The following is a 17,103-nucleotide window of genomic DNA, read 5'->3' as shown; positions in this document are numbered from 1 at the left end:
GCTTCCTGGTTCCGGTCACACCGGAGCATAATGATCTACTGAGCGGTTCCGCGCCGCGCACGTAGCTGCTGAAGCGCCTCATCGAGAAGGGCTTCGGCCTCTTCCTCGGTGCGACGCTCTTTCACGTATGCGAGGTGGGTCTTGTACGGCTCCAGTTTGGCCACCTCAGGCGGGCTGGCCTGGTTGCGGCCGGCCGGGAGACCGGACGACGGGCTGTCGATCGTCTCGGGGATCTCGTCGTCGGGAAGGCTGGCAGAGAAATGCCGAACCGTCTCGTTGCCGAGGATGTCCCAGTATGAGACCGCGATGCGATCAGCATGGAAGCCATGGTCCTGCTCACCCATCGGGCCTGCACCCACACGTGAACCACGAATTGCGCTACCTCCGGCAGCCATATGTTCCTCCTACACGCCCGCGGAGAACTTGGTGATGAGACCAAGCGCAACGATCGAGCTGAACCAAACGAGAGCGAGTACGACGGTGAACCGGTTGAGGTTACGTTCAGCAACACCGGACGAGCCGATGCTCGAACCCATGCCGCCGCCGAACATATCCGACAATCCACCTCCGCGCCCCTTGTGCAAGAGGATGAGGAATGTGAGCAGGAGGCTCGTGATTCCGAGCACTACCTGCAGAACGACCTGAAGTATCTCCACAAAGGACCTTTCATGTGGCGGCCATGGAGTTCCATGAACCGCCCTCAATTATAGCGTGAGCGTGCGGCCGTCAGAGTCCGACGTGCTTCTGGTACCGCACAATGCTCGAGAACTCGGTCAGGTCGAGGCTGGCACCGCCGACAAGTGCACCGTCGACGTTGGGTTCGCGCATGAACCCCGCGATGTTCGACGACTTGACCGACCCGCCGTACAGGATGCGCGTCTTCTGGGCGACGTCCTCCCCCAGAGTCTCGACGAGCACGGCGCGCAGAGCCGCCGCCACCTGCTCGGCCTGCTCGGGGGTAGCCGCCTGGCCCGATCCGATTGCCCAGACCGGCTCATAGGCCACGACGATGTCGACGGTCGATGAGATGCCGGCGAGTGCCGCCTTCAACTGTGCGACGGGCACGGCGCTCGGACCGTGCTGTTCAAGATCCTCAGCGGTCTCGCCCACGCAGATGATCGGCACGAGGTTGTGCCTCAGCGCGGCACGGACTTTGCCGGAGACCTGCTCGTCCGACTCGGCATGCAGGGTGCGTCGTTCGGAGTGCCCGATGAGAACGTAGCTGCAGTCGAGGGCGGCGAGGAACGCACCGGAGATTTCTCCCGTGTACGCGCCCGAGTCGTGCTCGGACAGGTCTTGCGCGCCGAACGCGATCGGCAGCTTGTCGGCCGCGACGAGCGTCTGCACGCTGCGCAGGTCGGTGAACGGCGGGAAGACCGCAACCTCCACGCTGGCCACGTCGTGTTTGGCATCTGCCAGACCCCACGCGAGTTTCTGCACGAAAGCGATGGACTGGAGGTGATCCAGGTTCATCTTCCAGTTGCCCGCGATGAGCGGCGTCCGTCGAACGGATAATGTCATTGTTGCCATCCTAAAATCTCGAGACCGGGAAGCCGCTTGCCCTCGAGGAACTCAAGGCTCGCGCCGCCACCGGTCGATATGTGTCCGAATTGACCGTCTTCGAAACCGAGCGCGCGCACAGCGGCTGCTGAGTCGCCACCGCCGACGACGCTGAGCCCATCGACCTCGGTGAGTGCCTGCGCGACAGCCTGAGTTCCCGCAGCGAACGGCGCGAGTTCGAAAACGCCCATCGGGCCGTTCCAGAACACGGTCTTCGATGCGCGGATGATGTCGGCGAAGCGGGCGGACGTCTCAGGTCCGATGTCCAGGCCGAGGCCGGATGCACCGAATGGGGTGTCCTCGATGGCGTCCGCGGGCTGGACGACGTGCTCCGCGTCCGCGCTGAACGACGCCGCGACGACGACATCCGTTGGCAGCACGATGTCGACGCCACGCTTTTCGGCTTCGGCGAGGTAGCCCTTCACCGTGTCGAGCTGGTCCTGTTCGAGGAGGCTCAAGCCCACCCGGTGCCCCTGGGCGGCCAGGAAGGTGAAGAGCATGCCGCCTCCGATGAGGAGCGTGTCGACGCGCGGCAGCAGGTGGCCGATGACGCCGAGCTTGTCCGAGACCTTCGATCCGCCGAGGACGACGGTGTAAGGGCGCTCGGGCGACTCGGTGAGTCGGTCGAGGACCTCGAGCTCAGTGGAGATGAGCAGCCCGGCTGCGCTCGGCAGGAGCTTCGCGAGCTCGTAGACGCTCGCCTGCTTGCGGTGCACGACGCCAAATCCGTCGGAGACGAACGCGTCACCGAAGGCAGCAAGCTGCTCCGCGAACGCGGTACGTTCGGCGTCATCCTTGCTGGTCTCCCCCGGGTTGAAGCGGAGGTTCTCCAAAACGGCGACCTGGCCGTCCTCGAGGGCGTCGACGACCTTCTGTGCCCGAGGCCCGACGGTGTCTGAGGCGAACGGAACGGCGGAGCCGAGAAGCTCCGAGAGCCGCTGGGCCACGGGAGCAAGGCTGTACCGGGCATCGGGGGCGCCGTCGGGGCGGCCGAGGTGCGAGATCACGAGAACTCGCGCACCGTTGTCGAGTAGGGCTTTCAGCGTGGGCAGCGATGCGCGCACGCGCCCGTCGTCGGTAATGACCCCGTCCTGGAGAGGAACGTTGAGGTCACACCGAACGACGATGCGCGTGCCGGCGAGCGAGCCCAGCGATTCGAGAGTGCGAAGCGACACGGCTGCGTTTCTAGAGACGGTCTGCGACGTACTCGGTGAGGTCGACGAGGCGGTTGGAGTAACCCCACTCGTTGTCGTACCAGCTCACCAGCTTGACCTGGTTGCCCATCACGCGCAGGAGGCCGGCGTCGAAGATCGACGAGTGCGGGTCCGAGACGATGTCGCTCGAAACGATCTCGTCTTCGGTGTACTTGAGGATGCCCTTGAGCGGGCCCTCGGCAGCAGCCTTGTAAGCAGCCTTGACCTCGTCGACCGTGACCGGACGCGAAGCCTCAACCGTGAGGTCGGTGATCGAGCCGGTCGGAACCGGAACCCGGAGCGCGAAGCCGTCGAGCTTGCCCTTCAGCTCGGGGAGGACAAGGCCGATGGCCTTGGCCGCGCCGGTGGAGGTCGGGACGATGTTGACTGCTGCTGCGCGGGCGCGGCGGAGGTCGCTGTGTGGGCCGTCCTGCAGATTCTGGTCGGCGGTGTACGCGTGCACAGTGGTCATCAGACCGCGTTCGATGCCGAACTCGTCGTTGAAGACCTTCGCGAGCGGAGCGAGGCAGTTCGTGGTGCACGACGCGTTGGAGATGATGTGGTGGTTCTCCGGGTCGTACAGGTCCTCGTTGACGCCCATGACGAAGGTTGCGTCTTCGCCGGTGGCCGGAGCCGAGATCAGGACCTTCTTCGCGCCGGCGTCGATGTGCTTCTTCGCGTCGACGGCTTTGGTGAAGAAACCGGTGGACTCGATGACGATGTCAACGCCCAGTTCGCCCCAGGGCAGGTTGGCGGGGTCACGCTCGGCGAACACCTTGATGGCCTTGCCGTCGACGGTGATCTGCTCTCCGTCGAACTCAACGGTGGCGTCGAGACGGCCGTTGATGGAGTCGTACTTGAGAAGGTGCGCAAGAGTCTTGTTGTCGGTGAGGTCGTTGACCGCGACAATTTCGAGGTCGCTGCCCTTGGCAAGAGCTGCGCGGAAGTAGTTGCGGCCGATGCGGCCGAACCCGTTGATACCGATCTTTACGGACAAGGATCTCTCCTGTTTCTGTGGCGCCGAAGCGCGTTTTTTGTGTTGAACCTGTGGGGTGGAAGAAGGAAATGGTCGTCCGGGTAACCCGGACGACCATGTCGGTTATGACAGTAGCAGCAGCCCGGCGGTCTTCTCGCGGGCGGTGAGGAAACGCTGTTCGACGTTCTCCCAGTTGGTGATGTTCCAGAACGCCTTGACGTAGTCGGCTCGGACGTTCTTGTAGTCGAGGTAGTAGGCGTGCTCCCAGACATCGAGCATCAGCACCGGAACGGTGCCGGCGGCGAAGTTGGACTGCTGGTCGAAGAATTGCTGGACGATGAGCTTCTGGCCGATCGAGTCCCAGGCGAGCACAGCCCAGCCGGAACCCTGGACGCCGAGGGCGGCTGCGGTGAAGTGCGCGCGGAACTTGTCGAATGAGCCGAAGAACTCGTCGATCGCGGCAGCGAGCTCACCGGTCGGCTTGTCGCCCCCGTTCGGCGAGAGGTTGGTCCAGAAGATCGAGTGGTTGACGTGGCCACCGAGGTTGAAGGCGAGGTCCTTCTCAAGTTTGTTCACGTTGGCGAGGTTGTCGGAGTCCCGTGCCTCAGCCAGCTGTGCGAGGGCGGTGTTCGCCCCGGTCACATAGGTCTGGTGGTGCTTCGAGTGGTGCAGTTCCATGATGGCCCCAGAGATACTCGGCTCAAGTGCCGAGTAGTCGTACGCGAGGTCAGGGAGGGTGTATTCAGCCATTGTTTGTCTCCTCTTCTTGTGCCGCCGGCCGCTTGTGATGCGGCACAGGCCGACATTTCCAGTCTAGTCAGGTCGCCTGAGCCGTTGGGGCGAGGCTCGGACAGATCAGACGTCGTCGAGCCCGGGCGGGAGGTTGGCGTCGGTCCCGGGAAGCCCGAGATCCTGGGCGCGTTTGTCCGCCATCGCGAGGAGTCGGCGGATCCGCCCGGCGATGGCATCCTTCGTCATGGGAGGGTCTGCGTGGTGACCGAGCTCGTCGAGGCTGGCGTCTCGGAAACGCAGCCGGAGCTCCCCCGCATAGCGGAGGTGTTCCGGGATGTCGTCGCTGAGGATTTCCATGGCTCGTTCGACCCGGGCGCAGGCGGCGACGGCGGCCTGCGCCCCCCGGCGCAGGTTGGCGTCGTCGAAGTTGACCAGCCGGTTCGCCGTCGCGCGGACCTCCCGGCGCTGGCGCAATTCCTCCCAGGCCTTCACCGTGCCGTGTGCCCCCATGAGGACGAGCATGGCGCTGATCGCCTCGCCGTCGCGGACGACAACACGGTGAACGCCACGGACTTCCCGTGCCTTCGCTGCGACACCGAGGCGGCCGGCCGCGCCGACGAGTGCCATCGCCGATTCGTTGCCCGGGCAGGTGATCTCCAGGGCCGCTGAGCGACCCGGATCGGTGAGACTCCCCGCTGCGAGGAACGCGCCCCGCCAGACGGCAGCGAGTTCCGCTTTGGTTCCCGTCGTGAGGCGGTTCGGCAGGCCGCGGATCGGGCGGCGCCTGGCGTCGAGCAGGCCGGTCTGGCGGGCGAGGGTCTCGCCGCCTTCCTGGACCCGAACAAGGTAGGACTCTCCCCTGCGGGTGCCGGAACCACTGGTCATGCTGACGTCGCTGCGCACACCATACAGCTCGGCGAGGTCCTTGCGGATACGACGGGCGAGCTGCGGGGTCTCCAGTTCGGATTCGATGGCGATGCGGCTCGAGATGAGGTGGAGCCCACCGCTGAAGCGGAGGATCGAGGTCAGCTCAGCAGCTCGGACGGCTGTCTTCGGTTCCACGATCCCGGCCAGTTCTTCTTTGACCTCAGCAGTCAGTGCCAATCGTTGTCCTATCTCGTGTGTTGCAGTCGAATGTCGGACCGGGCGCTGCTATTCGCGTCCCAGATCCCTGTGTTTGACGCTCGTGGCCACTCCGGGCAGCTCGGCGAGCTTGTCCGCGAGCTGAAGTGCCAGGGCGACGGAGCGATGTTTCCCGCCCGTGCAGCCGATGGCGAACGTGGCGAAACGTTTGTTCTCCCGCTGATACCCGGCCAAAACCGGGGCGAGTGCAGTCGCATAGCTGTCCAGGAACTCCCGGGCGCCAGGCTGATCCAGCACGAAGTCGCTGACTTCGGCGTCCAGTCCAGTATGCGGCCGTAGCTCCGGAACCCAAAACGGGTTGGGCAGGAATCGGGCGTCAGCGACGGTGTCGGCATCCGATGGGAGCCCGTATTTGAAGCCGAAGCTCATGACGGTGAGCCGGACGCCCGGTGTGCCCTCGGCGGCGAACAGATCGCCCGTCTTGGTGGCCAGCTGGTGCACGTTGAGGCTGGAGGTATCGATGATGATGTCACTGGATTCTCGGATCGCGGCAGTACGGGCGCGCTCGCGCGCGATGCCGTCGAGGATGGTTCCTTCGCCTTGCAGCGGGTGAGGTCGTCTGACGGCATCGAAGCGGCGGACCAGTGCGTCATCCGTTGCGTCGAGAAAAACCACGCGGAGTTTCGTGCCGGCGCGAAGTTTCTGGATCATCTGCTGAAAGTCGCTGAAGAAGTCACGCCCGCGGACGTCGACGACCGCGGCGATGCGTGGCAGCTCTCCCCCGGCTCGTTCGGCCAGGTCGACGAGCGGACGGAGCATCTGTGGCGGGAGGTTGTCGACGACGTACCAGTCGAGGTCCTCCAGTGCGTTCGCTACCGTTGAGCGGCCGGCTCCCGACATGCCCGTGACGATCAGTACTTCCTGAGGGATCGGCTGTTCCACCGTTTCCTGCACTTTCCATCGGGCAACCGGCTCGGTCCGGCTGCCCTCCACAGCCTACCGACTGTTCAACTGAGCGTGGATGGCCGTCGCCAGGGCAGGGCCGATACCGGCGACTTCGGTGATCGCCTCTGGCGTGGCCTGTTTGAGCTTCGCGACGGAGCCGAAATGCCGCAGCAGCGCCTTCACTCTCGCAGGCCCGAGCCCGGGGATATCGGCGAGAACGCTGGAAATGTCTGCCCGGCGTTTCGACCGCTGGTAGGTGATGGCGAAGCGGTGTGCTTCGTCTCTCACCCGCTGAAGGAGGAACAGCGCCTCGGAATTGCGCGGAAGGATGACGGGGTAGTCGCTGTCCGGTAGCCAGATTTCTTCAAGCCGCTTGGCCATCCCGACGAGCTGGATGTCTGTTCGACCTGCTTCGAGAAGGGCTCGGCGGGCTGCCTGAACCTGGGGTTGCCCGCCGTCGACGATGAGCAGTTGCGGCGGGTATGCGAATTTGCGGGGCTTCGCGACCCCCTCCGACGCCGGATCCGTATCCGCTGCCGCATCCTCCTCCTGCGCCGTCACCGGTTCACTGAGGTACGCGAGACGCCTCGACAGGACCTGGTAGATCGATTCGGTGTCGTCGGTCGACTCCGCGATGCTGAACCTGCGGTACTGGTCTTTCCGCGGCAGGCCGTCCTCGAACACGACCATCGATGCGACGATGTTCGTCCCGGACAGGTGGGAGACGTCGAAGCATTCGATCCGCAGTGGTGCCTGCTCCATCCCGATCGCCCCCTGAATATCGGTCAGCGCTTGCGAGCGGGCGACGAAATCGGCGCTGCGCCTGGTCTTGTACAGCATGAGCGAATTCTTTGCGTTGATTTCCGCCGTCTGCATGAGGGCCGCCTTTTCGCCGCGTTGCGCGGTGTGGAGCCGCACCTTGCCCTTGCCGCGGAGCCCGGCGAGCCAGGTCTCCAGTTCGGCGGCGTCTTCAGGCAACTCGGGGACCAGAATTTCTTTCGGGATGTCGGCGACGCCGCCCGAGTCGTATGCGCGCTGCAGGACGCTGTCGACGAGTTCAGCGGTGGAGAGGTCGAGCTCCTTGTCGACCGTCCACGAGCGAACACCGCGGATCCGCCCTCCCCGGACGATGAACTGCTGGACGGCTGCGGAAAGCTCGTCATGGGCGAGCCCGAACAGGTCGGCGTCGACGGAATCCTTGAGGACGACGGCGCTCTTGTCGAGAACCGATTCGAGCGCTTTGAGCCGGTCGCGGTAACGGGCGGCCGCTTCATAGTCCTGCACGGCGGCGGCCTCACGCATCTGCTGCGTCGCTTCGGTGACGAACCGTTTGTCGTTGCCGTTCAGGAAGCTGACGAAGTCGTTGACCATGGCGCGGTGTTCTTCGATCGTGGCCCGGCCGGAGCAGGGACCGCCGCAGCGCCCGATCTGCCCGGGGAAGCACGGCCGCCCGGACTGCATGGCGCGTTTGTAGCTCGAGTCCGAGCAGGTGCGGATCGGAAACGCTTTGATCATCAGATCGATGGTTTCGTGAACCGCCCAGATCTTCGGGTACGGGCCGAAGTATTTCGCTCCGCGGATCCGCGGGTTCCGAGTGACGAGCACCCGCGGGGCTTCGTCGGCGAGGGTCACCGCGAGGTACGGGTAGGTTTTGTCGTCGCGGAACTTGACGTTGAACGGCGGCTCGAACTCCTTGATCCAGGTGTACTCGAGCTGCAGGGCGTCGATGTCGCTGCCGACGACGGTCCACTCCACGCTCCGCGCCGTGGTGACCATTCGACGTGTACGCTCATGCAGGCTCGGCAGAGGGGCGAAATAGTTGCTGAGCCGGGCACGCAGATTCTTCGCTTTGCCCACGTACAGGACCCGCGAGTTCTCGTCGCGGAATCGGTACACGCCAGGGCTCGTCGGGATTTCGCCCGGGCGCGGCCGGTAGCTGAGGGTTCTGCCCACTTACCCCGCCTTACGGGCAACGATCTGGCCCGCCTCCAGTACTTCCTTGAGGTAGTACCCGGTGTGGCTCTTCTTGACGGTGGCCAGCTTCTCGGGGGTTCCTGTGGCCAGGACCTTGCCGCCGCCGGCTCCTCCCTCCGGGCCCAGGTCGATCAGCCAGTCAGCCGACTTGATCACGTCGAGGTTGTGCTCAATCACGATGACGGTGTTGCCCTTGTCGACGAGGCTGTTGAGCACGAGCAGGAGTTTGCGTACGTCTTCGAAGTGCAACCCGGTGGTCGGTTCGTCGAGCACGTAGATGCTCCGGCCGTTCGTCCGCCGCTGAAGTTCTGTGGCAAGCTTCACCCGCTGTGCCTCGCCGCCGGACAGCGTCGTGGCACTCTGGCCGAGCCGGACGTACCCGAGTCCGACCTCGACGAGGGTCTTGAGGTACCGGTGGATCGCCGTGATGGGCTCGAAGAAGTCAGCGGCTTCCGCGATCGGCATGTCGAGGACTTCCGCAATGTTCTTGCCCTTGTAGTGCACCGAGAGCGTGTCGCGGTTGTACCGCGCTCCCCCGCAGACTTCGCACGCGACGTAGACATCGGGGAGGAAGTTCATCTCGATCTTGATCGTGCCGTCGCCCGAGCAGGCCTCGCAGCGCCCGCCCTTGACGTTGAAACTGAACCGCCCGGGAAGGTAGCCGCGGGTCTTCGCCTCGATCGTCTCGGAGAACAGGTTGCGGATGCGATCGAAGACACCCGTGTAGGTGGCCGGGTTTGAGCGCGGGGTACGCCCGATCGGTGCCTGGTCGACGTGGATCACCTTGTCCAGTTGCTCCACACCGGTCACGCGGGTGTGCTTCCCGGGCAGCTTCCTCGCGCCGTTGAGCTTGTTGGCGAGCACGCGGTACAGGACGTCGTTCACGAGCGAGGACTTGCCCGATCCGCTGACCCCGGTCACCGCGGTGAAGATTCCGAGGGGGAATTCGACGGTCACCTTACGGAGATTGTTCGCCTCAGCGCCGACGACGGTGACGATCCGCTCCGGATCCACCGGCCGGCGGGTTTCGGGCACTTCGATTTCCTTGCGCCCGGAGAGGTAATCGCCTGTGAGTGACCGCGTGTTCGCGAGCAGGTCGTCATAGGAACCCGAATGCACCACGGTGCCACCGTTGACTCCAGCGCCTGGGCCGATGTCGACGATCCAGTCGGCTGTCCGGATGGTGTCCTCGTCGTGCTCGACGACGATGAGCGTGTTCCCCAGGTCGCGCAGGGTGACGAGGGTCTGGATGAGGCGGCGGTTGTCGCGCTGGTGAAGCCCGATGCTCGGTTCGTCGAGGACGTAGAGAACACCGGTCAGCCCCGACCCGATCTGGGTCGCCAGCCGGATGCGCTGCGCCTCGCCGCCGGAGAGCGAGCCGGCGGTGCGCGAGAGGTTGAGGTAGTTCAACCCGACCTGGATCAAAAAGTCGAGTCGGACCTTGATCTCGCGGAGCACCTGCGCGGCGATCATTCCTTCGCGGTCGGTCAGGTCCATCTGATCCATGAACTCGCGTGCGTCGGTGAGGCTCAGTGAGGCGACATCCGCGATGTTGGCGCCGTGGATGAGCACGCTGAGCACCTCGGGTTTGAGCCGCTTGCCGTCGCAGACAGGGCAGGGGATCTCGCGGAGGTACTCCCCCCAGCGGGCGCGCTGGACGTCGGTTTCGGCCTGGGCGTACTGACGTTCGATGTAGGGCATGACGCCCTCGAAGCCGGAGGTGTAACTGACCTCACGGCCGTACCGGTTCTTCCACTTGACCTTCACCTTGAAATTCTCACCGCGCAGAACGGCTTCCTGTACTTTCGCCGGAAGTTTCTTCCACGGGGTCCGAAGGGAGAAGTCGAGGTCTCGGGCGAGGCCCTCGAGGAGCTTCTCGTAGTACTGGTAAAGCCCCTTGCCCTGTGTGGTCCACGGAATGATCACGCCGTCGTCGATGCTGAGGTCCTCATCGCCGATGAGCAGGTCCTGGTCGACCGACATGCGGGTCCCGAGCCCCGAACACTCCGGGCAGGCGCCGAACGGCGCGTTGAAGCTGAAGGTGCGCGGCTCGATTTCGGTGAGCTGGACCGGGTGGTTGTTCGGGCAGGAGAGCTTCTCGCTGTACGAGCGCACCGCGTCAGGGCCGTCCTCGTCGACGAGTTTGATCTGGACCACGCCGTCGGTGAGTCCCAGAGCGGTTTCGAGCGAGTCGGTGAGCCGGGTGAGGGCGTCCGGGCCGGCGACGAGCCGGTCGACGACAACCGAGATGTCGTGCTTGTACGACTTCTTGAGCGTGGGTGGCTCGTTGAGCTGGACCTGCTCGCCGTCGACGAGGGCTCGGGCGTAACCCTTGGCTGCCAGCTCCTTGAACAGGTCGACGAACTCGCCCTTCTTCTGCGACACGATGGGGCTCATCACCATGTAGCGGGTGCCTGCCTCGAGCTCCATCAGCTGGTCGGCGATCTGCTGCACGGTCTGTCGTTCGATCGGCTCACCGCATTCCGGGCAGTGGGGCACGCCGATACGCGCCCAGAGAAGCCGCATGTAGTCGTAGACCTCGGTGATCGTGCCGACGGTGGAGCGCGGGTTGCGGTTGGTCGATTTCTGGTCGATCGACACCGCTGGGCTGAGGCCCTCGATGAAGTCGACGTCTGGTCGGTCGACCTGGCCGAGGAACTGGCGGGCATACGCCGACAATGATTCGACATAGCGGCGCTGGCCTTCAGCGAAGATCGTGTCGAAGGCGAGCGACGACTTTCCTGAGCCGGACAAACCGGTGAAGACCACGAGGGAGTCTCGGGGGATGTCGAGGTCGACATTGTGCAGGTTGTGCACACGGGCGCCGCGAACGCTGAGTTTTGACGTGGAGTTGACCTTCGAGATTGACACCTCACGAGTCTACTTTGACCCACTGACATCACCTTCCCCGGGGTGCACAATGAGGGCTATGGACGCCTACGCTGCGAAGAGGGAACGGATGGTGGCGGACCAGATCGCTGCTCGTGGCATCCGGGATCCCCGTGTCCTCGACGCGATGCGGCGTGTGCCTCGCGAGGAGTTCGTTCGCCGGCTGTCGCGGTCGAGCGCCTATGAGGATCACCCGTTGCCGATCGGCGCAGGGCAGACGATTTCGCAGCCGTACATCGTCGCCCTCACGGTGGAAGCTGCGCAAGTCGGTGAGCGCAGTTCCGTGCTCGATGTCGGCACCGGTTCGGGCTATGCGGCCGCGGTTCTGGCCGAGATCGTGGCGGACGTGGTGTCGATCGAACGGCATCCGGAGCTGGCGGACGGGGCGCGCGAAGTGCTCGAACGGCTCGGCTACTCGAACGTTTCGGTGGTGACCGGAGACGGGACGCTTGGGTGGCCGGATGCCGCCCCGTATGATGCGATCGTCGTCGCCGCGGCGGCGCCGCGGGTCCCCGACCCGTGGCTGGAGCAGTTGAAGGACGGTGGGCGGCTCGTGATGCCCCTCGGCACGCCCGGTTTCGGCCAGAAGCTGAAACGCTTCACCCTTGGGCCGGACCGATTGCCCCGGATGGATGACCTCGGCGGCGTCACTTTCGTTCCCCTAATCGGTGAGCACGGGCTCGGCGCCCCGCTCTTCGAAGAGAACGACGACTGACCCTGGCTCAGCCGAGATGCCCGGCCTTCTCCATTTGGCGCAGGTCTCGTTTCAGATCGGACAGCTCGTCACGCAACCGGCCGGCGAGTTCGAATTTGAGCTCGGCCGCAGCCGCCAGCATTTGCGTGTTGAGGTCGGCGATGATCGACTCGAGTTCAGCGGCACCCTCCGATGCGATTCCCTCACGGCGCAGTCGCGGCGTCGGGCTCTTCTTCCTGCCGTCGCGGTGGGCGAGCATCTGGGCGGTGTCAGCTCCCTCTCGTGCGAGGGCATCCGTGATGTCGGCGATCTTCTTTCGCAGCGGTGTGGGGTCGATGCCGTGCTCGAGGTTGTACGCCACCTGAGTCTCCCGGCGTCTCGTCGTCTCCTCGATCGCCCGATTCATCGAATCTGTCAGCACATCTGCGTACATGTGCACTTCACCTGACACGTTGCGTGCGGCGCGACCGATCGTCTGGATGAGTGACGTCGACGAGCGAAGGAAGCCCTCCTTGTCGGCGTCGAGGATGGCCACGAGCGAGACCTCCGGAAGGTCGAGGCCCTCACGGAGCAGGTTGATGCCGACGAGGACGTCGTAGAGTCCCGATCGCAGCTCGCTGAGCAGCTCGACCCGGCGGAGGGTGTCGACATCGGAGTGCAGGTAGCGCACGCGCACGCCGGCTTCGGTGAGGAAGTCGGTGAGCTCTTCCGCCATCTTCTTCGTGAGAGTTGTGACCAGGACGCGTTCGTCCCGCCCGGCCCGAAACCGGATCTCCTCGAGCAGATCGTCGATCTGGCCTTTCGACGGCTTGACGATGATCTGAGGATCAACGAGCCCGGTCGGGCGGATGATCTGCTCGACCACGCCGTCGGCGACCCCCATCTCGTATCGCCCCGGCGTTGCGGAGAGGTACACCGCCTGCCCGACCCGGTCCTTGAATTCGTTCCACTTGAGCGGTCGGTTGTCGAGTGCGCTCGGGAGACGAAACCCGTGTTCGACGAGGGTGCGCTTGCGCGAGGAATCGCCTTCGTACATCGCCCCGATCTGCGGAACGGTGACATGCGATTCGTCGATCACGACGAGGAAATCATCGGGGAAATAATCGATCAGGCAGTGCGGGGCCTGACCGGGCGCCCGACCGTCCATGTGCCTGGAGTAATTCTCGATACCCGAACAAAAGCCGATCTGCTGCATCATCTCGAGATCGAAGGTCGTACGCATCCGCAGCCGCTGGGCTTCGAGAAGTTTGCCCTGCCGTTCCAGCTCGGCGAGGCGCTCCTCGAGTTCCACCTGGATGGTGCCAACGGCGCGCTGCATCACGTCGGTGCTCGCGACGTAGTGGGACCCGGGGAAGACGGACACCGATTCGAGTTTGCGGACGATGTCGCCGGTCAGCGGGTGCAGTGAGTACAACCCTTCGATCTCGTCGCCGAACATTTCGATCCGGATGGCGAGTTCTTCGTAGACGGGAATGATCTCGATGGTGTCGCCGCGGACCCGGAAGTTGCCGCGGGAGAAATCGACGTCGTTGCGGTTGTACTGCATCGAAATGAACTTGCGGATCAGCCAGTCCCGGTCGACGCGCTGGCCGACCTGCAGCGCCATCATGGCGTTGAGATACTCCTCGGGCTTGCCGAGTCCGTAGATGCAGGAGACGGTCGAAACGACGATGACGTCGCGGCGGCTCAGCAGGGAGTTGGTGGTCGAGTGCCGCAACCGCTCCACTTCGGCGTTGACGGACGAGTCCTTCTCGATGAAGGTGTCGGTCTGGGGGACGTACGCCTCGGGCTGGTAGTAGTCGTAGTAGGAGACGAAGTACTCGACGGCGTTGTTCGGCATCAGCTCGCGGAACTCGTTGGCCAGCTGGGCGGCGAGGGTTTTGTTGTGCGCAAGAACGAGGGTGGGGCGCTGGACGGCTTCGATCAGCCACGCGGTCGTCGCCGACTTGCCGGTTCCTGTGGCGCCGAGCAGCACGACATCCGTCTCGCCGGCGTTGATTCGGGCGCTGAGCTCGGCGATCGCTTTGGGTTGGTCGCCGCTCGGGGTGTATTCGCTGATGACCTCGAAGGGATGCACGGAGCGGGTGGGTTGCATACGTCGAGTCTAAGCAGGTGCACCGACAATGAAGCGGGGAACCCTATCGGGCCTTCTCCGTCTGGATTCTCTCCCACAGCCGGTCCGCCTGCGCGATCGTGTTTTCCAGGCTGCCGTCGGTGTCGATGATCACGTCGGCGACGGCGAGGCGCTCGTCATCGCTCGCCTGCGCGTCGATCCGTCGACGTGACTCGTCTGCGGGCATACCGCGCGTTTCGGTGAGGCGCGCCATCCGGGTGGCAGGAGTGGCCTGCGCGACCACGATGAGGTCGAAGGGGTACTCGTTGCGCGACTCGACGAGCAGGGGGATGTCGTAAACGACGACCGCCGCAGGGTCAGCGCGTTCCGCCTCGGCGATGCGCTGGGAGCTGAGGGACCGGACGGCGGGGTGCACGATCTCGTTGAGCGTTGCCAGGGCGTCGGGGTCGGAGAACACGATGTCGCCGAGCGCGGCGCGGTTGAGGCTGCCGTCCGGGTTCAGAACGTGCCTGCCGAATCGTTCGACGATTGCAGCCAGCGCGGGCGTTCCGGATTCGACGGCTTCTCGCGACAACTGGTCGGCGTCGACGAGGATAGCGCCGTGTTCTGTCAGGCGTCTCGCGATGGTGGACTTGCCTGACGCGATGCCGCCGGTCAGGCCGATCAGGTACACGATGTCCGCGCTGTCAGGCGACCGGGACGAGGTGGCCCTCGAGGTAACCGATCGGGACGGAGCGCGCCTCGGCCAGGAGCCACGCGTCGCCATCCGGTGACGCGTCGAAGGCGAGCCGCTGCAGGGCGCGGGAAAGCTCAACCGCGACGTTGAGGTGAACCAGCCACCGCTCGTCTGTCGGGAAATCGAACTGGGCAAGGAGGCCGGCGACGGCTGCGACGAATCCCTTCGATCCCTTGAGGTACTGTTCCTGAGCTTCCTCGTCACCGAGGATCCGGTACTGGGTTGCCTTGAAACCGGGAATGGTGCGGCGGGCGAGCACAGAGGTGTCGGTCATGATCCCCAGCGTCTCCTGCCACGTGGCGGGGTTCGCTTCGAGCAGCTTCTCGATGCACAGGGCGACGTACTGGTCCTGCATGTACTGGTAGACGCCGAGCATGAGGGCGATCCGGTCGGGGAAGAAACGGTAGACCGTTCCGATGGCCATCTCGGCGCGTTTTGCAACTTCGGCGGTCGTCACACCTGCGTGCCCTGACTCGTCGATGATCTCGCCGCAAACCCGAAGGACCGTTTCGAGACTCTGGCGGCTTCGTTCCTGCTGGGGACTGTTCCTCAGAGACTTCTCGTTCGAGATGTCCGTCGCCAGGTATTGCCTTAGAGAACCAACGTCCACGTCGCGCCTTCTGTAGTTAGTTTGAACAGGGAGCCGCCCCCAACTCGCAGCATTCACGCCCAACGTTAGCAGTCGGACGGATCAGCTCGCCCCCCTACTTGCGGGGGAATGGATGGGGTGGGCATGGGACCACGACGACTGGCCGGCCCCTGTTCGGTACCGGCCTGTCGTCGTGAGATGGTGCTTAAGAGTTGCTGGTCAGCTTCTCGCGAAGAGCCGCAAGCGACTCGTCGTCTGCGAGGGTGCCGCTGCCTGCGGTCTCGCTCGAGAAGGTCGAACCCGCGGCAGGGGCGGACGCTGCTGCGGCCTCTTCCGTCGCGGCGGTCGCAACCTGCTTCTTGTGAGCTTCCCAGCGAGCCTGGGCTGCAGCGTAGTCCTGCTCCCACTTCTCGCGCTGGGTGTCGAAGCCCTCTTTCCACTCGTTGGTCTCCGGGTCGAAGCCTTCAGGGTACTTGTAGTTGCCCTGGTCGTCGTACTCGGTGAGCATTCCGTAGAGTGCCGGGTCGAACTCGGTGCCCTCGGGGTCGACGCCTTCGTTGGCCTGCTTGAGGCTCAGCGAGATGCGGCGGCGTTCGAGGTCGATGTCGATGACCTTGACGAAGACCTCGTCACTGACCGAGACAACCTGCTCGGCGAGTTCGACGTGCTTGCCGCTGAGCTCGGAGATGTGAACGAGCCCCTCGATGCCGTCTGCGACGCGAACGAACGCACCGAACGGAACGAGCTTGGTGACCTTGCCCGGTGCAACCTGGCCGATGGCGTGGGTGCGGGCGAAAACCTGCCACGGGTCTTCCTGCGTCGCCTTGAGCGACAGGGAGACACGCTCACGGTCGAGGTCCACTTCGAGGATCTCGACGGTGACCTCCTGGCCAACCTCGACGACCTCAGAAGCGTGCTCAATGTGCTTCCAGCTGAGCTCTGAGACGTGGACGAGACCATCGACGCCACCGAGGTCGACGAACGCACCGAAGTTGACGATCGACGAGACGACGCCCTTGCGGACCTGCCCCTTCTGGAGGTTGTTCAGGAACGTGGTGCGGCTCTCAGACTGGGTCTGCTCGAGCAGCGCGCGACGCGAAAGCACAACGTTGTTGCGGTTCTTGTCAAGTTCGAGGATCTTGGCTTCGATCTCCTGGCCGAGGTACGGCGTGAGGTCGCGAACCCGGCGCAGCTCGATGAGCGATGCGGGCAGGAAGCCACGGAGGCCGATGTCGACGATGAGGCCGCCCTTGACGACCTCGATGACCGAACCGGTCACGACGCCATCGGTTTCCTTGATCTTCTCAACGTCGCCCCACGCGCGCTCGTACTGTGCGCGCTTCTTGGACAGGATGAGACGACCTTCTTTGTCTTCCTTCTGGAGGACGAGGGCTTCGACCATGTCGCCGACCTGGACGACCTCGCTGGGGTCCACGTCGTGCTTGATCGAAAGTTCGCGCGAGGGAATAACACCCTCGGTCTTGTAGCCGACATCGAGGAGGACCTCGTCGCGATCGATCTTGACGACGGTACCTTCGATGAGGTCTCCGTCGTTGAAGAACTTCAGTGTTTTCTCGACCGCGGCCAGGAAGTCTTCAGCCGATCCGATGTCGTTGATAGCGACCTGCTTGGCGGTCGTTGCGGTTGTCATGTAGTGG

15 protein-coding genes are annotated in these 17,103 nt (G+C 64.3%); 1 reads left to right on the top strand and 14 read right to left on the bottom strand.

All coding sequences use genetic code 11. From position 1 onward, the window contains the following. Positions 1-35 precede the first annotated feature (35 nt). The 10 genes from ACLQ62_RS07110 to uvrA all read right to left on the bottom strand — a co-directional run bounded on the left by ACLQ62_RS07110 (position 36) and on the right by uvrA (position 11,334). A complete protein-coding gene (locus ACLQ62_RS07110; RefSeq protein ID WP_411720950.1) occupies positions 36-395 on the bottom strand; it encodes an RNA polymerase-binding protein RbpA in 360 nt (119 codons plus the stop codon). A 9-nt stretch (positions 396-404) separates the two neighbouring features. Beyond that, complete coding sequence (gene secG / locus ACLQ62_RS07105; protein WP_411720949.1) at positions 405-656, bottom strand: preprotein translocase subunit SecG; 252 nt, start codon at positions 654-656, stop codon at positions 405-407. Positions 657-726: 70 nt separating this feature from the next. Further along, positions 727-1,521 (bottom strand): triose-phosphate isomerase, encoded by a 795-nt coding sequence (tpiA, locus tag ACLQ62_RS07100; protein ID WP_411720948.1) that lies wholly within the window; start codon positions 1,519-1,521, stop codon positions 727-729. Continuing rightward, positions 1,518-2,735: a phosphoglycerate kinase gene (locus ACLQ62_RS07095; RefSeq protein ID WP_411720947.1), complete on the bottom strand. Its 1,218-nt coding sequence runs from the start codon at positions 2,733-2,735 to the stop codon at positions 1,518-1,520. Before ACLQ62_RS07095 ends, tpiA begins: the two co-directional genes overlap by 4 nt. 10 nt (positions 2,736-2,745) lie before the next feature. Further along, positions 2,746-3,750 carry a type I glyceraldehyde-3-phosphate dehydrogenase gene (gene gap, locus ACLQ62_RS07090; RefSeq protein WP_411720946.1) on the bottom strand — a complete coding sequence of 335 codons (1,005 nt, stop codon included), beginning with the start codon at positions 3,748-3,750 and terminating at the stop codon, positions 2,746-2,748. Between the two features lie 102 nt (positions 3,751-3,852). Then, positions 3,853-4,479: a superoxide dismutase gene (locus ACLQ62_RS07085; protein ID WP_411720945.1), complete on the bottom strand. Its 627-nt coding sequence runs from the start codon at positions 4,477-4,479 to the stop codon at positions 3,853-3,855. Positions 4,480-4,584: 105 nt separating this feature from the next. Then, entirely contained in the window at positions 4,585-5,565 is a 981-nt protein-coding gene (gene whiA / locus ACLQ62_RS07080) for a DNA-binding protein WhiA (protein WP_411720944.1), read from the bottom strand. 48 nt (positions 5,566-5,613) lie between these two features. Next, the gene (gene rapZ / locus ACLQ62_RS07075) at positions 5,614-6,486 is read right to left on the bottom strand and encodes an RNase adapter RapZ (RefSeq protein WP_411720943.1); all 873 of its coding nucleotides are present in this window, start codon (positions 6,484-6,486) and stop codon (positions 5,614-5,616) included. Positions 6,487-6,540: 54 nt separating this feature from the next. Then, positions 6,541-8,442 carry an excinuclease ABC subunit UvrC gene (gene uvrC, locus ACLQ62_RS07070; protein WP_411720942.1) on the bottom strand — a complete coding sequence of 634 codons (1,902 nt, stop codon included), beginning with the start codon at positions 8,440-8,442 and terminating at the stop codon, positions 6,541-6,543. Further along, positions 8,443-11,334, bottom strand: a complete 2,892-nt coding sequence (gene uvrA / locus ACLQ62_RS07065) for an excinuclease ABC subunit UvrA (protein ID WP_411720941.1) — start codon at positions 11,332-11,334, stop codon at positions 8,443-8,445. 58 nt (positions 11,335-11,392) lie between these two features. Between uvrA and ACLQ62_RS07060 the strand changes: the two genes are divergently transcribed. Beyond that, entirely contained in the window at positions 11,393-12,067 is a 675-nt protein-coding gene (locus tag ACLQ62_RS07060) for a protein-L-isoaspartate(D-aspartate) O-methyltransferase (protein ID WP_411720940.1), read from the top strand. A 7-nt stretch (positions 12,068-12,074) separates the two neighbouring features. Here ACLQ62_RS07060 and uvrB read toward each other — a convergent pair whose 3' ends face one another. The 4 genes from uvrB to rpsA all read right to left on the bottom strand — a co-directional run bounded on the left by uvrB (position 12,075) and on the right by rpsA (position 17,096). Further along, positions 12,075-14,141 (bottom strand): excinuclease ABC subunit UvrB, encoded by a 2,067-nt coding sequence (gene uvrB / locus ACLQ62_RS07055; protein ID WP_411720939.1) that lies wholly within the window; start codon positions 14,139-14,141, stop codon positions 12,075-12,077. Between the two features lie 43 nt (positions 14,142-14,184). Next, on the bottom strand, positions 14,185-14,793 hold the full coding sequence (gene coaE, locus ACLQ62_RS07050; RefSeq protein ID WP_411720938.1) for a dephospho-CoA kinase: 609 nt from the start codon (positions 14,791-14,793) through the stop codon (positions 14,185-14,187). A gap of 13 nt (positions 14,794-14,806) precedes the next feature. Beyond that, complete coding sequence (locus ACLQ62_RS07045) at positions 14,807-15,466, bottom strand: TetR/AcrR family transcriptional regulator (RefSeq protein ID WP_411720937.1); 660 nt, start codon at positions 15,464-15,466, stop codon at positions 14,807-14,809. Between the two features lie 184 nt (positions 15,467-15,650). Continuing rightward, on the bottom strand, positions 15,651-17,096 hold the full coding sequence (rpsA, locus tag ACLQ62_RS07040) for a 30S ribosomal protein S1 (protein ID WP_411720936.1): 1,446 nt from the start codon (positions 17,094-17,096) through the stop codon (positions 15,651-15,653). Positions 17,097-17,103: the final 7 nt, after the last annotated feature.

Source organism: Mycetocola sp. (assembly GCF_046716805.1).
GTDB lineage: Bacteria > Actinomycetota > Actinomycetes > Actinomycetales > Microbacteriaceae > Mycetocola_A.
This window is presented reverse-complemented; position numbering and strand designations above follow the sequence as displayed.

Coding starts and splice junctions, on each gene's coding strand:
- ACLQ62_RS07110 (WP_411720950.1), bottom strand. CDS start 395: ATGGCTGCCGGAGGTAGCGCAATTCGTGGTTCACGTGTGGGTGCAGGC.
- tpiA (WP_411720948.1), bottom strand. CDS start 1,521: ATGACATTATCCGTTCGACGGACGCCGCTCATCGCGGGCAACTGGAAG.
- ACLQ62_RS07085 (WP_411720945.1), bottom strand. CDS start 4,479: ATGGCTGAATACACCCTCCCTGACCTCGCGTACGACTACTCGGCACTT.
- ACLQ62_RS07060 (WP_411720940.1), top strand. CDS start 11,393: ATGGACGCCTACGCTGCGAAGAGGGAACGGATGGTGGCGGACCAGATC.
- uvrB (WP_411720939.1), bottom strand. CDS start 14,141: ATGCAACCCACCCGCTCCGTGCATCCCTTCGAGGTCATCAGCGAATAC.
- rpsA (WP_411720936.1), bottom strand. CDS start 17,096: ATGACAACCGCAACGACCGCCAAGCAGGTCGCTATCAACGACATCGGA.